General features: G+C 73.6%; 11 protein-coding genes. 6 read left to right on the top strand and 5 right to left on the bottom strand.

The annotated features are described in order from the left end of the window. Positions 1-4: 4 nt before the first annotated feature. Together Q1V71_RS06820 and Q1V71_RS06815 are read right to left on the bottom strand one after the other, a co-directional pair. On the bottom strand, positions 5-853 hold the full coding sequence (locus Q1V71_RS06820) for a class I SAM-dependent methyltransferase (protein ID WP_300642102.1): 849 nt from the start codon (positions 851-853) through the stop codon (positions 5-7). Then, on the bottom strand, positions 850-1,647 hold the full coding sequence (locus Q1V71_RS06815; RefSeq protein ID WP_300642099.1) for a hypothetical protein: 798 nt from the start codon (positions 1,645-1,647) through the stop codon (positions 850-852). Before Q1V71_RS06815 ends, Q1V71_RS06820 begins: the two co-directional genes overlap by 4 nt. Positions 1,648-1,694: 47 nt before the next feature. Between Q1V71_RS06815 and Q1V71_RS06810 the strand changes: the two genes are divergently transcribed. Further along, the gene (locus Q1V71_RS06810) at positions 1,695-2,669 is read left to right on the top strand and encodes a phosphotransferase (RefSeq protein ID WP_300642096.1); all 975 of its coding nucleotides are present in this window, start codon (positions 1,695-1,697) and stop codon (positions 2,667-2,669) included. Positions 2,670-2,811: 142 nt separating this feature from the next. Here the strand turns inward: Q1V71_RS06810 and Q1V71_RS06805 are convergent, their stop codons facing one another. Next, on the bottom strand, positions 2,812-5,451 hold the full coding sequence (locus Q1V71_RS06805) for a hypothetical protein (protein WP_300642093.1): 2,640 nt from the start codon (positions 5,449-5,451) through the stop codon (positions 2,812-2,814). A 443-nt stretch (positions 5,452-5,894) separates the two neighbouring features. On the opposite strand from Q1V71_RS06805, the gene rpsA reads away from it, so the two are divergent. Beyond that, positions 5,895-7,361, top strand: a complete 1,467-nt coding sequence (rpsA, locus tag Q1V71_RS06800; RefSeq protein WP_300642090.1) for a 30S ribosomal protein S1 — start codon at positions 5,895-5,897, stop codon at positions 7,359-7,361. A gap of 103 nt (positions 7,362-7,464) precedes the next feature. Here rpsA and Q1V71_RS06795 read toward each other — a convergent pair whose 3' ends face one another. Next, positions 7,465-8,745, bottom strand: a complete 1,281-nt coding sequence (locus Q1V71_RS06795; RefSeq protein WP_300642087.1) for a class I adenylate-forming enzyme family protein — start codon at positions 8,743-8,745, stop codon at positions 7,465-7,467. Further along, positions 8,742-9,842 (bottom strand): crosslink repair DNA glycosylase YcaQ family protein, encoded by a 1,101-nt coding sequence (locus Q1V71_RS06790; protein ID WP_300642084.1) that lies wholly within the window; start codon positions 9,840-9,842, stop codon positions 8,742-8,744. Before Q1V71_RS06790 ends, Q1V71_RS06795 begins: the two co-directional genes overlap by 4 nt. Positions 9,843-9,905: 63 nt before the next feature. Here Q1V71_RS06790 and Q1V71_RS06785 point away from each other — a divergent pair, with 63 nt between their 5' ends. The 4 genes from Q1V71_RS06785 to Q1V71_RS06770 are packed head-to-tail and all read left to right on the top strand — an operon-like array spanning position 9,906 to position 13,049. Next, positions 9,906-10,691, top strand: coding sequence for an isocitrate lyase/phosphoenolpyruvate mutase family protein (locus tag Q1V71_RS06785; protein ID WP_300642081.1), 786 nt, complete (start codon positions 9,906-9,908; stop codon positions 10,689-10,691). A 25-nt stretch (positions 10,692-10,716) separates the two neighbouring features. After that, positions 10,717-11,091: a hypothetical protein gene (locus Q1V71_RS06780; protein ID WP_300642078.1), complete on the top strand. Its 375-nt coding sequence runs from the start codon at positions 10,717-10,719 to the stop codon at positions 11,089-11,091. 24 nt (positions 11,092-11,115) lie between these two features. After that, a complete protein-coding gene (gene coaE / locus Q1V71_RS06775; RefSeq protein ID WP_300642075.1) occupies positions 11,116-11,712 on the top strand; it encodes a dephospho-CoA kinase in 597 nt (198 codons plus the stop codon). Beyond that, positions 11,709-13,049: a glycoside hydrolase family 3 N-terminal domain-containing protein gene (locus Q1V71_RS06770; RefSeq protein WP_300642073.1), complete on the top strand. Its 1,341-nt coding sequence runs from the start codon at positions 11,709-11,711 to the stop codon at positions 13,047-13,049. Before coaE ends, Q1V71_RS06770 begins: the two co-directional genes overlap by 4 nt. The last annotated feature ends 177 nt before the right edge of the window (positions 13,050-13,226 follow it).

Here is a 13,226-nt window from a genome sequence, read left to right as displayed (position 1 = left end):
TGCCTCAGGCGTCGAGGTCGCAGCCGAAGACGGCCGTGCCCGGGCCGATCCGGCCCCGGGTGCCCGACCAGCCGCCCCAGACCCGCTCGTGCCCCTCGGGCCACTGCGGCTCCAGCAGGTCGGTGATCCGGAAACCGTGCCCGGCCAGCACCGCGACCCAGTCGCCGAGCGTGCGGTGGTGCTCCACGTAGGACACCCGGCCGGTGGCCTCGTCGACCTCGACGTACGGCGTGCGGTCCCAGTAGTCCTGCGAGGCGACCAGACCCTCGGGGCCGGGGTCGTCGGGGAACATCCACCGGGTCGGGTGGGTGATGGAGAAGGCGAAGCGGCCGCCGGGCCGCAGCACCCGCGCGACCTCCGCCACCGCGTCGTCGAGGTCGGCGACGAACTGCAGCGCCCCGAACGCGGAGAACACCGCGTCGAAGGAGCCGTCGCGGAAGGGCAGCGCCGTCGCAGTGCCGCGCACCGAGGGCACCGGCACCCCGGTGGCCTCGTCGAGGCGGCGGGAGTGCTGGAGCTGGCGGTGCGAGAGGTCCAGGCCCACCCCGCGGCCGCCGCGCGAGCGCACCCAGCGCGAGCACTGCCCGGCACCGGAGCCGACCTCGAGCACGTCCCGGTCGCGCACGTCGCCGAGGATCCCGGCAGCCTCCTCGGTGAGGCCCTCGGGACCCCAGACGAAGCCGTCGTCCCCGAGGAACTCCCCGTGCGTGGCCTGGTAGTCGTCGGCGTACCGGTCCCAGTCCGGGCCGTTGGCGGCGCGGGACTCCGCCTCGTCGACGGCCCGGCGCTCCACCCGCACCGGCGGCAGCGGCGGGTGGTCGCGGGAGTCCGGGGTGACGGGCGGCAGGCTCACGCCTGGGAGCCGGCGGGCGCCGGCAGCGCCGTGCGCCTGCGGTTGAGCGGCAGCCGGCCGGCGAGGTCACCGATCGGCCCGACGGCCTTGTGCAGCGCGTCGGCGGAGGAGGAGAGCGTGGGCACGATCTGGGTGAGCTCGGCCAGCCGCGGCTGGATCGCCTCGAGGGTGTCGCCCAGCGAGACCAGCTGGTCCAGGGTCCCGCCGTCGGCGAGCAGCCGCTCCACGAAGCCGTCGTCCTCCAGCATCCGGTCGGCCAGCCCGCCCGGGCGCAGCACCAGCTCGAGCAGCCCGCCGGGCTGGGTGAGCCGGTCCACGGGCCCACCGGTCTTCAGCAGCTGCTCCAGCACGCCCTCCTCGGCCACGACCCGGTCCAGCGCGCCGCCCTCGCCGAGCAGCCGGTCCAGCGGTCCGTCCTCCGACAGCAGCCGGTCGAGCACACCGTCGCGGGCCAGCAGCCGGGTCAGCGGCCCGTCCTCCGCGAGCAGCCGGTCGAGCACCCCGTCACGCGAGAGCATCCGGCCCAGCGGGCGGTCGGGGGCCGTGAGCTCGTTGACCACGGTCGCCAACCGCATCGGGCCGTCCTCGTCGGTGAGCAGGTCCACCAGCTGCTCGGCGTACCCCCGTTCGCCGATGACCCGCAGCACCAGGTCGGCGTAGCCGCCCGGGCGACGGATCGGTCCGTCCGGGGCCACGAGGTTCCCGAGCTGCAGGGTGGTCTGGGTGGCGGCGACGGTGAGTCGCCACGGCAGCAGAGCGGCGTCGACGAGCGCGGCGGCAGGGGGACGGGCCATGGGGTGCACGCTACGTGGCGGGCGGGTCGGATGGCAGAGTCCCGCGCATGTCGGACCACACCACGGACCACACCACGAGCCACACCACGGGCCACCCGCCGGAGGCGGCCCTCGGCCTGGACCTGGAGCCGCTGGAGGGCGGCTGGTCGGGCCGGACCTTCCTCGGGAAGGTGGCGGGGGAGCGCACCGTGGTGCGGGTCTACCCGCCCGACGACGTGGCGGGGCCCGCACGGGACGCAGCCGTGCTGCGCCTGGGCCGAAGCGTGCTGACCGGCTGCGCGCCCGTGCCGGAGGTCCTCGAGACACGCGCGGGCGACCCGGCCGTCGGTGCCCCGGGGCTGCTGCTGGCCGAGCACCTGCCCGGTGAGCGCGGCGACCTGCTGCTGCCGCGGCTCGACGACCGCGCGCTCGCCGTGGTGGGCCGGGCGCTGGGGGAGGTCGTGGCGCGGTTGGCCGGTGCGGTCCAGCCGCGCGTCGGGCGGTTCGTCGACGAGCAGCTGGGCCTCGCGCCCTGGGAGCCGCCGTGGGACGCGGAGTCCCTCGTCGACCTCGTCGCGGCGCTGGCCCCGCGCCTGGACCTGCGGGCCGCGGACCACGATGCGGTGCTCGGGCTCGCCGGAGACGCTGACGACGTGCTGCAGGACGCGGCGCGGGAGGGGCCGGGGGCCGTGCTGGTGCACGGCGACCTCAACGCCAAGAACCTCCTGCTGGCGAGCACGGAGGACGACCGGGTGGTGGTGACGGGTGTGCTGGACTGGGAGTTCGCCCACGCGGGGTCGCCCTGGGCCGACCTCGGGAACCTGCTGCGCGAGCAGCGCTCCCCGGCGTACGTCGAGGCGGTGCTGGACACCGTGGCCGACCGACGCGGTGTGCCGGTGGACCTCGCGCTGGACCTGGCCCGCGCAGCCGACCTCGTCGCGGTGGTCGAGCTGGCCACCCGACGCGGGAGCAACCCGGTGAGCGACGCGGCCCACGAGCGGCTGCTCGTCTTGGCCCGGGCCCGCGACCTGCACGCCTGCTGAGAGCCGTCGGCTCGCCACGGGACCTGTCGCAGGACCGGGCGGACCCCAGACTCCCCCCGGGCCACAGGTGGCCCGGGGGGAGCCCCGCCCCGCCATGGTGCGGTCTGGGTCCCCTCCCCGGTGGGTGCGCCTCAGTCCCGGATCAGGGGTTGCCCGGGGTGCTGCGCGGGTCGAGCGGGTCGCTGCCGGCCTTGATCTCCTTGCCGTCGCTGGCCCCGCCCTGGTCGGTGTCCTTGGTGCAGGGGTCGGTGCCGAAGCGCTTGATCTCCTGGCGGTCGGTCAGCCCGTCCTTGTCGGAGTCCTTGCGGTTCGGGTTGGTCGGGCACTTGTCGTAGCGCTTGTTGGCGCTGCCCTTGACCTCGACCCGGTCGTTCAGGCCGTCGCGGTCGGTGTCCTTGCGGGTGGGGTCGGTCTTGAACCGCGTGACCTCCTGGCCGTCGTTCAGCCGGTCACCGTCGGTGTCCTTGTCCAGCGGGTCGCTGCCGACGTTGTTGACCTCGCGGCCGTCGCTCAGCCCGTCGGAGTCGCTGTCCGCGTCCAGCGGGTCGGTCTCGACGGTGTTCACCTCGCGGCCGTCGTTCAGCCCGTCGGAGTCGGTGTCGGGGTCCAGCGGGTCGGTGCCCACCGTGTTGACCTCCTCGCCGTCGAGCAGCCCGTCACCGTCGGTGTCGGGGTCGGTGGGGTCGGTGCCCTCCACCAGCTCCTCGGCGTCGGTGAGACCGTCCTGGTCCTGGTCGTCCAGGGGCAGGTCGTCGAGCGGGTCGTTGGGGTCGGTGCCGGCTGCGACCTCGTCGCCGTCCTCGACGCCACCACCGTCGGTGTCGGCCACCAGCGGGTCGGTGGGCTCGTTGTCGAAGGCGTCGTTCTCGGAGCCGCTGACCTCCTCGAGGTTGGTCAGGCCGTCGCCGTCGGGGTCCTCGGCGGCGTCGGAGGTGCCGTCGCCGTCGGTGTCGGCGGTGTTGGGGTCGGTCGCGGTCTCGTTGATCTCCTGGCCGTCGGTGAGCCCGTCGTCGTCGGAGTCGGGGTCGCGCGGGTCGGTGGGCTCGTTGTCGTAGCCGTCGTTGGCGTCACCGGAGAGCTCGTCGCCGTTGGTCACGCCGTCCTGGTCGGCGTCACCGGCGGGGTCGAGCACGTCGTCGGCCGCGTTGTTGGGGTTCGTGGCCGGGTCGGTGGGACCGGTGCTGGTCACCTCGTCGCCGTCGGGCACGCCCCCACCGTCGGTGTCGGCGGCGTTCGGGTCGGTCGGGGCGTTGGCGAAGGCGTCGTTCTCCGAGCCGGAGGTCTCCTCGCCGTCTTCCAGGCCGTCGCCGTCGCTGTCGGCGACCAGCGGCTTGGTGGGCTCGTTGTCGAAGGCGTCGTTCTCGGAGCCGCTGACCTCCTGCAGGTTGGTCAGGCCGTCGCCGTCGGGGTCCTCGGCGGCGTCGGAGGTGCCGTCGCCGTCGGTGTCGGCGGTGTTGGGGTCGGTGCCGGTGAGGTCGACCTCCTGGCCGTCGGTGAGCCCGTCGTCGTCGGAGTCGGCGTCGGTCGGCTTGGTGGGCTCGTTGTCGTAGCGGTCGTTCTCGGAGCCGGTGACCTCCTCGAGGTTGGTCAGGCCGTCGCTGTCGGCGTCCTCCTGGCCGTCCCTGGTCCCGTCGCCGTCACTGTCCTGGTTGTTCGGGTTGGTGCCGATGACACCCTCGACGTCGTCGGTCAGCCCGTCGCCGTCGGTGTCGCCGGGGGTGCCGCACTCCACGCCGCCGGCGGGCGCCGTGGCCTGGGCTGTCATCGGGAAGACGTCGATCTCGGCGACGTCGAGGAAGCCGGCGAGGGTGACCTTGATGTGGATGGCTCCCTGCAGGGTCGCGCGCACGCCGTTGGGCAGCACCTCCACGACCGGGTCGGCCACGGAGACCTCGATCAGCTGTCCCGCGGCACCGGGCGTGGTGAAGGGGAAGTCGGCGAGGTCGCCGCCGGTGCCGGCCAGGGCGATGACGGGGGCGGTGTAGGTGACGTCGTCCGCACCGGGGGTTCCGTCGGCGCGGACCTCCAGCCTGGGTGCGGACAGCACCTCGAGGACCGGGTTGCCGAGGATCTCCAGGGCGACGGTGCTGCCCTCGACCTCGGTCACGACGTTGCGCCCGCCGTTGGGGCGGCCGTTGGGCACCAGGCGCGTCTGCTGACTCACCGAGGCTGTGCCACCGAGGCCGATCGAGCCGAGCAGCTCGACGTCAGCAGTGGAGACCCGCGACTGGGACACCGGGGGCAGGGAGGGGATGCAGCGCCCGTCGGCGCTGAAGCGGGCCTGGGCAGAGGCGTTGGAGACCCCGAGGTCCAGCAGCAGGTCCAGCGCGTCCAGCGGGCCGCCGTCGGTCGGCAGCAGCTCGTCGGTCGCCGGCGCGGCGTTGTCCGGGGGAGCGGTCTGCGTGACGTTGCCGAGCAGGGTGTCGAGCACCGCCTCCTCCAGGCCGAGCAGCGCCACGAGGTCGTTGGTGGTGGCGATGTTGTCGGCGGCGGCGACCGCGCGCGGGTTCGCCGCGTTCAGCGAGCCGGAGGCCCGGCCCACGGAGAGGTCGACGGCCGACTGGCCGAGCAGGGGCACGCTGAGCACCTGGGCGCGCAGCAGGTCCATCGAACCGGCGGACGTGGCGCCCGGGGGCAGCGGCAGCTGCTCGGCGTTGGCCGGCGCGGTCAGCGGGACGGTGAGCAGGGTGTACAAGGCGGCGGTGGACAGGCCGACGCCGGCGGCGACGGCCTTCCGGTGCGCGCGCGGTCGATCGGGTCGACGGCTGGGTCGACGGGTCATGCGGGTCTCCTCGGTGACTCATGGCGGGGGGCTCCGCGGCGCGCCGGAGACGGTTCCCGGTGGTGGAGGGAGCAGGACGACCGGGCGGGCTGCGGGTGCGCGGGCGGCCCGGACGTCCCTGTGGGGCGGTCCGCGTCGACGACGCACTGGCCGGGCCGTACCCGTCGGTCGAGGCGGTATGCGCTGGTCTGGTCCAGGTGGCCGATCGGCGGGCGGGGAGGCCGCTCCCGAGCGGTGGGGACGCTGGTTGGACTCCCCGCGCGCGGGCGGCGTACGCTGCCCGTTGCGCCAGTGGTCTGCCTGCGTCCCGTACGGAGCGGACCAGGCTCGGCCTCGGTGGTCGGCGTCGTCCTCGCGGATGCAGCCCTCGCCACCGTCACGTCCGGACCGGACCCTCGCGCGTGCCCGCACGACTTCTGCCCACCCAAGGAACCACTTCCTCTATGACTACCCTTTCTGCTCTTCCCGACTACGACGCGCCCCAGGTGGCGATCAACGACATCGGGTCGGAAGAGGACTTCCTCGCCGCGATCGACGCGACGATCAAGTACTTCAACGACGGCGACATCGTCGACGGCACCATCGTCAAGGTGGACCGCGACGAGGTCCTCCTCGACATCGGCTACAAGACCGAGGGCGTCATCCCCTCGCGCGAGCTGTCGATCAAGCACGACGTCGACCCGCACGAGGTCGTCGCCGTCGGCGACAAAGTCGAGGCCCTGGTCCTCCAGAAGGAGGACAAGGAGGGTCGTCTGATCCTGTCCAAGAAGCGCGCCCAGTACGAGCGCGCCTGGGGCACGATCGAGCAGGTCAAGGAGGAGGACGGCGTCGTCGAGGGCACCGTCATCGAGGTCGTCAAGGGCGGCCTGATCCTCGACATCGGCCTGCGTGGCTTCCTGCCCGCCTCGCTCGTGGAGATGCGTCGCGTCCGCGACCTGCAGCCCTACGTCGGCCAGACGCTCGAGGCGAAGATCATCGAGCTCGACAAGAACCGCAACAACGTGGTCCTGTCGCGCCGCGCCTGGCTCGAGCAGACCCAGTCCGAGGTCCGCCACGGCTTCCTCACCCAGCTCCAGAAGGGCCAGATCCGCAAGGGTGTCGTCTCCTCGATCGTCAACTTCGGTGCGTTCGTGGACCTCGGCGGCGTCGACGGTCTGGTGCACGTCTCGGAGCTGTCCTGGAAGCACATCGACCACCCGTCCGAGGTCGTCACCGTCGGTGACGAGGTCACCGTCGAGGTCCTCGACGTGGACATGGACCGCGAGCGCGTCTCCCTGGCGCTGAAGGCGACCCAGGAGGACCCGTGGCAGCACTTCGCCCGTACCCACCAGATCGGTCAGATCGTGCCGGGCAAGGTCACCAAGCTGGTGCCCTTCGGCTCGTTCGTCCGCGTCGAGGAGGGCATCGAGGGCCTGGTGCACATCTCCGAGCTGGCCGAGCGCCACGTGGAGATCCCCGAGCAGGTCGTCCAGGTCAACGACGACGTCATGGTCAAGATCATCGACATCGACCTCGAGCGTCGCCGGATCTCGCTGTCGCTCAAGCAGGCCAACGACACGGCCGCGGCCGCCGACGTGGAGGAGTTCGACCCGACCCTCTACGGCATGACCGCGACCTACGACGAGCAGGGCAACTACGTCTACCCCGAGGGCTTCGACCCGGAGACCGGCGAGTGGCTCGAGGGCTACGACGAGCAGCGCGCGAAGTGGGAGGCGGACTACGCCAAGGCCCACGCCCGCTGGGAGGCCCACGTCAAGCAGAAGCAGGAGGCCGCGCAGGCCGAGGTCGAGGCCGGCGAGGCCACCTCGTACTCCTCGGGTGGCACCGAGACCGAGACCACCGACGGTGGCTCGCTCGCCTCGGACGAGGCCCTGCAGGCGCTGCGCGAGAAGCTCACCGGCGGTCAGTGACCACCACCGTGAGCCGCTAGCTCCACAGCACCACATCCACACGAGGGCCCGCCAGGTCAGACCTGGCGGGCCCTCGTGCGTCGTCGGGTGCCCTCAGCCCGGGTCAGGGCGTGCGCTCGGCGAGCACGTCGCGGCGTACCTTGCCCGTCAGCGTCCGGGGCAGGTCGTCGAGCGAGGTCCAGGTCTTGGGGCGCTTGGGCGGGGCGAGGCGCTCGCGGCACCACGCGGCCAGCTCCTCGGCGGGTGCGGTGCCGACGACGGCGGCACAGACCCGCTGCCCCCACTCCGGGTCCGGTACGCCGTAGACCGCGACGTCCACGACGCCCGGGTGCTCGCGCAGCACCTGCTCGACCTCGAGCGGGTAGACGTTCACCCCACCGCTGATGACCAGGTCCTCGCGGCGGCCGTCGAGGAAGAGGTAGCCCTCCTCGTCGAGCCGGCCCAGGTCGCCCACGGTGAAGGCGGGTCCCTGCGGGGTGGTGCGCCAGGCCGCGGCGGTCTTGTCCGGCGCGCGGTAGTAGGTGAAGCGCGCGTGCTCGGGCACCACGCACCAGATCAGCCCGTCGGCATCGGTGCTCAGCACCCGGCCCGGGCGCGCCCGCCCGACGGTGCCGGGCCGCTCGAGCCACTCCTCGGAGCGGCAGGCGGTGAACTGTCCCTCGGTCGAGCCGTAGAACTCCCACGTCGAGCCGGGCGGGAAGACCTCGATCAGCCGCCGCTTGACGTCGTCGGGGCACGGGGCGCCGGCGTGCGCGAGGAGCCGGAAGGACGACAGGTCGGGGGTGCCCACCGCGTCCCAGTGTGCGAAGAGCCGTTGCAGGTGCGTGGGCACGCAGAAGGCGGTCGTGGGCCGCTCGGTCACGATCGCGCGGGTCACCAGCGCCGGCTCGAACGGGCCGGGCACCACGATCCGACCGCCGGCCAGCAGCGTCCCCATCGCGAAGCGCAGGGGAGCGGAGTGGTAGAGCGGGCTCAGCACCAGGTTGACGTCGTCGGCCGCGAAGCCCCACAGGTCGCGCTCCTCGGACAGCAGGGCGCCGGCGGCGTCGTCGGCCAGGACCCCGCTCCAGACGCCCTTGGGCGTCCCGGTCGTCCCGCTGGTGCAGTGCATCGGCCTGGCCCGCGGCAGCCAGCCGGTGACGGGTCCGTCGGGCCGGTGGGCGGCCAGCAACGCGTCGAGCACCGACTCATCGGTCACGACCAGGGTCGGGTCGAGGCCGGCCAGGATGCGCTGCCGCTCGTGCTCGGTCAGGCGAGGGTCCAGCGGGATCGGCACGATCCCCCCGGCGAGGAGGGCCAGCACCGCCTCGACGTACGACGTCGACGGGCTGACCAGGAGGGCGACCCGGTCGCCCTCGCGCAGGCCGGTCGCGGCCCTGCTCACCTGCGGACCCCCGGCATGAGCAGCGCCTCGACGCCGAGCCACGTGGCCAGCGCGTCGATCTCCGCGTGCACCGCGGCTCGCACCTCCTCGGTCCACGGGGGCCCGTCGGGGCCGCCCACGGGGTCCTCGTGCACGGCGTCGACCCGCAGCACGCCCTCGCCCGGCTCGGCGGTGCAGTCGACCTTGCCGACGAGGTCGTGGCCGTGGAGCACCGGCAGGGCCCAGTAGCCGAAGCGGCGCCGCTCGACCGGCTTGTACTGCTCGAGCTGGTAGTCGAAGTCGAACAGTGCGGCCATCCTCGCCCTGTCGAGGACCAGCCGGTCCAGCGGGGAGAGGAGCACGGTGCGCGTGCACGCGCCTGCTCCGACGTACGACGGATCGACCCGCCAGGTGCCGCGCACGCCCTCGATCCGAGCCGGCTCGCCGACGTCGGCGAGCTTCGCGCCCCGGTCGATGCCCAGCGAGTGCAGCCGCAGCCGCCGCAGCTCGGCCGTCGCCTCCTCCATCGGTGGCACCGGGTCGTCGGGGAAGACCCGCTCGGCCAGGTCCCACAGCCGGTGCTGGCCCTCGCGGCCGACGACGAGCACCTCACCGCGCGCGGCCATGATGTCGAGCAGCTTGAGCACCGACTTGTCGTGGGTCCAGCCCGACGACGTCCACGGCCGGACGATCGCGTCCGGCAGGTCGGGCGCGGTCAACGGCCCCTCCTGACGCAGCGTCTCGAGGATCTCGCGCCGGCACTCGTCGTTGTCCTCGACCCAGCCCGCCACCTCGGCGTGCCAGGGCCGGTCACCGGCGCCGGGCCAGCCGGCCATGACCGCGCGGTGCAGCGGGACGTGGGGGAGCGGTGTGGCCATGCCGCCGATCTCCACCAGCTCGCCCGCGGTGAGGGCGTCCTCGAGGTCGGTGCGCTCGTAGCCCGACCCGATCCGGCTCCACAGCACCAGGTGTGCCGACGGCACGACGACCTTCGTCGGGTCCAGCTGCAGGAGCGTGAGGTGCGCGACGACCTCGAGCACGTCGGTGGGCCGCGGCTCGGCCAACAGCTGGGCGCGGACCGCGATGCCCCGCGCCTGCTCCCGGGTCAGCTCGTGCACGGGGCGATCGTCGCAGACGGTCGGGTGTACGCCGGCGGGGGAGCGCCTGCCTACCGTGCAGGCATGACCGAATCCAGCACCGCCTCCCGTGCCTCCACCCTGCTGCAGCTCCACCGCGACCCGAAGCTGCTGACCGTCGTCAACGTCTGGGACGTCATCTCCGCGACCGTGGTCGCCGACGTGGAGGGCACCGCCGCGCTCGCGACCGCCAGCCACTCGATCGCGGCGTCCTACGGCTACGAGGACGGCGAGAACATCCCGGGCGAGCTGATGATCGAGGCCGTCGGCCGGATCGTCGCCGCCACCGACCTGCCGGTGACCGCCGACCTCGAGGGCGGCTACGGCGACCCGGCCGAGACCGTGCGCAGGGCCATCGGCGTCGGGGTCGTGGGCTGCAACCTCGAGGACCAGCTGCGCCCGCTCGACGAGGCCGTGCGCAACGTCGAGGCGGTGCTGAAGGCTGCCGAGGCCGAGGGCGTCCCGGACTTCGTGCTCAACGCCCGCACCGACGCCTTCGTCAAGGACCGCTCGCGCGACCCGCAGGAGGCTCTCGCCGACGCCGTCGAGCGGGTCAAGGCCTTCACGGCCGCCGGTGCACCGACGGTCTTCGTCCCGGCCAAGCTCGACGAGCGGATGGTCGAGACCCTCGTCGAGGCCGTCGGGCCCCAGCACCTCACGCTCATCGGCATCCCCGGGAACCCCTCGCTGGCCCGGCTCGAGGAGCTCGGCGTCGCGCGGGTCTCGTGGGGCCCGATGTCGCAGAACGTCGCGCTGACCGCGCTGCAGGAGCTCGTCGAGGAGGTCCACCGCGGCGGCGGCGTGCCCTCGACCATGCGCATGCTGAACTGACGGGCCCGGGCCCTACCCTGGACCTGTGAGCGAGCAGGGCACCACAGGGCAGGGCCAGGGTCGGACCGAGCAGGCGGCCCCACGGCGCCGGCACCTGATGGACCCGAACGCACCGGTGCGCGACCAGTACGGCTCGCCCGGCATGACCCGGGTGCAGACATGGGTGATGTCGACCTTGGTGGTGACCACCATCCTGCACATGGCCGGTGGCCTGCTCGTGGCGGCCTGGTTCATCGACGAGGCCGAGACGGTTCCGCGGGTCGGGCTCTCGGTGATCGCCGGTGCCTTCGGCGTGATGGCCGTCGGCGCAGGGCTGGCGATCCACCGCAAGCCGCTGCTCAGCCCCTGGCTGGCGCTGGGCCTGCTGCCGATGGTGGTCGGACTGGTGCTGTTCCTCTGAGGCGCACCGCATAACCTGGCCCGCATGCGGGTCGGACTGACGGGTGGGGTGGCGTCGGGCAAGAGCACCGTCGCAGGGATGCTGACCGACCTCGGGGCGGTGGTCATCGATGCCGACGCGATCGCGCGCGAGGTGGTGGCCGCCGGCACCCCCGGCCTGGCCGCGGTCGTCGCGGAGTTCGGCGAGGAGCTGCTGACCCCGGACGGCGAGCTGGACCGCCCGGCCATGGGGAGCCTGGTCTTCCACGACGAGTCCGCCCGGCGTCGGCTCGAGGCGATCGTCCACCCGCTGGTCTTCGAGCGGTACGCCGAGCAGGAGGCGGCCGCCCCGCAGGGCGCTCTGGTCGTGCACGACATCCCGCTCCTCGTCGAGTCCGGCCGGGCCTCGGAGTTCGACGCGGTCGTCGTGGTGGACGTGCCCCGCGAGCTGCAGGTCGAGCGGATGCTGCGCGACCGGGGCTGGAGCCTCGTGGACGCCGAGGCGCGGATCGCCGCCCAGGCCACCCGCGAGCAGCGGCTGGCCGTGGCGACCCACGTCATCGAGAACACCGGCACCCTGGACGAGCTGCGTGCCCGGGTCGCCGAGGTGCACGCGGCGCTGACCGACGGGGCCACCGCGTGACCTCCCGCCCCCGCTGCCCTCGTACGACGACGACCCGGCTGGTCGCTTCGTTGGCCGTCACGGTGCTCCTCGCGGCCGGCTGCGCCGCGCCGTCGGACCCTGCGACCGCACCGGGCGGTTCCGACCCGTCGGGTCCCGCCGCCACGGCGCAGCCGGACGGGTCCGAGGACGCTGCGGTCGCCACCGACCCCGACGAGCCGCTGGGCTGGGGCCCGACGGTCGGTGAGCTCGACGAAGCACGGGAGCTGGTCGCCACCTACTCCTCCGAGCAGCTGGCGGGCCAGGTCATCGTCGGCCGCTACGCCGGCACCGACCCCGAGGTGCCGGCCCGGCTGGTGCGCGACCTGCACCTGGCCGGGGTCTGCGTGACCGCCGACAACGTCCTGGACGAGGCCCAGGTGCGCGCCACGACCGCGGCCGTCAGCGAAGCCGTCGCCGAGAGCGGCCGGGACTTCCCCGCGGTGATCGGCGTGGACGAGGAGGGCGGCACGGTCGCCCACCTGCGCGGCGTGGCGACGACCTTCCCGGCCTTCGCCGCGGCGGGCTCGGCCATCGACAACGCGGGACGCCGTGGCCGCGTGGCGGTCAAGGACGCGGCGTACGCGACCGGCATGGAGCTGCGCGCCCTCGGCTTCACCTGGGTCTACGCCCCGGTGGCCGACGTGACGATCGGTGCCGCCGACGTGACGATCGGCTCCCGCTCGCCCTCGACCGACCCCGAGCTGGCGGGCGCGGCCGTGAAGCAGACGGTGACCGGCTACGACCGCTCGGGCACGGTGTCGACCACCAAGCACTTCCCCGGCCACGGCGGCGCGACCGCCGACTCCCACCTGACCCTCCCGGTGCTGACCGACACACTGGCCGAGCTGGAGGCCCGCGACCTGCCGCCCTTCGAGAAGGCGATCCAGGCTGGGGCGCCCTCGGTCATGATCGGCCACCTCGACGTGCAGGCGCTCGCACCCGGGACCCCGTCCTCGATCGCGCCGGAGACCTACGCCTACCTCCGCGAGGAGCTCGGGTTCGGCGGCGTGGCCATCACCGACTCCCTCGGCATGGGTGCCGTCGCCGGCATCCCTGCGCTCGCGGTCAAGGCGCTCGAGGCCGGGGCCGACCTGCTGCTGATGCCCGTCGACACCCGTCGCACCCACGCGACCGTCACGGCCGCCCTCGAGGACGGCACGCTCGACCGCGCCCGCGTCGAGGAGGCAGCGGCCCGCGTGGTGGCCCTGCAGCGCTGGCAGGCCCGGATCGCCGCCGAGCGGCCGGTGGGCGACGACGTCGAGGAGCAGGCGGCGGCCGCCTCCGCGGCGCTCAGCGCGGCGGCGTACGGCTCCTGACCCGCCGAACCGTCAGTTCCGAACCCCCGAACCGTCGGCGGTGTCAGAGGAATGTCGCAACACCCCCTGCCCTGAGGGGGATGTTGTGCCAGCTCCGCCGATGCCTGTTGACCAGCTCGACCTGATCCACTGCTTGTTGCGGCGTGGTGAGAACCGTGAGGTGATCGCCGCGCGTGC

This window comes from Nocardioides sp. (genome assembly GCF_030149505.1).
GTDB lineage: Bacteria > Actinomycetota > Actinomycetes > Propionibacteriales > Nocardioidaceae > Nocardioides.
This window is presented reverse-complemented; position numbering and strand designations above follow the sequence as displayed.

Coding starts and splice junctions, on each gene's coding strand:
- coaE (WP_300642075.1), top strand. CDS start 11,116: ATGCGGGTCGGACTGACGGGTGGGGTGGCGTCGGGCAAGAGCACCGTC.
- Q1V71_RS06785 (WP_300642081.1), top strand. CDS start 9,906: ATGACCGAATCCAGCACCGCCTCCCGTGCCTCCACCCTGCTGCAGCTC.
- rpsA (WP_300642090.1), top strand. CDS start 5,895: ATGACTACCCTTTCTGCTCTTCCCGACTACGACGCGCCCCAGGTGGCG.
- Q1V71_RS06805 (WP_300642093.1), bottom strand. CDS start 5,451: ATGACCCGTCGACCCAGCCGTCGACCCGATCGACCGCGCGCGCACCGG.
- Q1V71_RS06815 (WP_300642099.1), bottom strand. CDS start 1,647: ATGGCCCGTCCCCCTGCCGCCGCGCTCGTCGACGCCGCTCTGCTGCCG.
- Q1V71_RS06810 (WP_300642096.1), top strand. CDS start 1,695: ATGTCGGACCACACCACGGACCACACCACGAGCCACACCACGGGCCAC.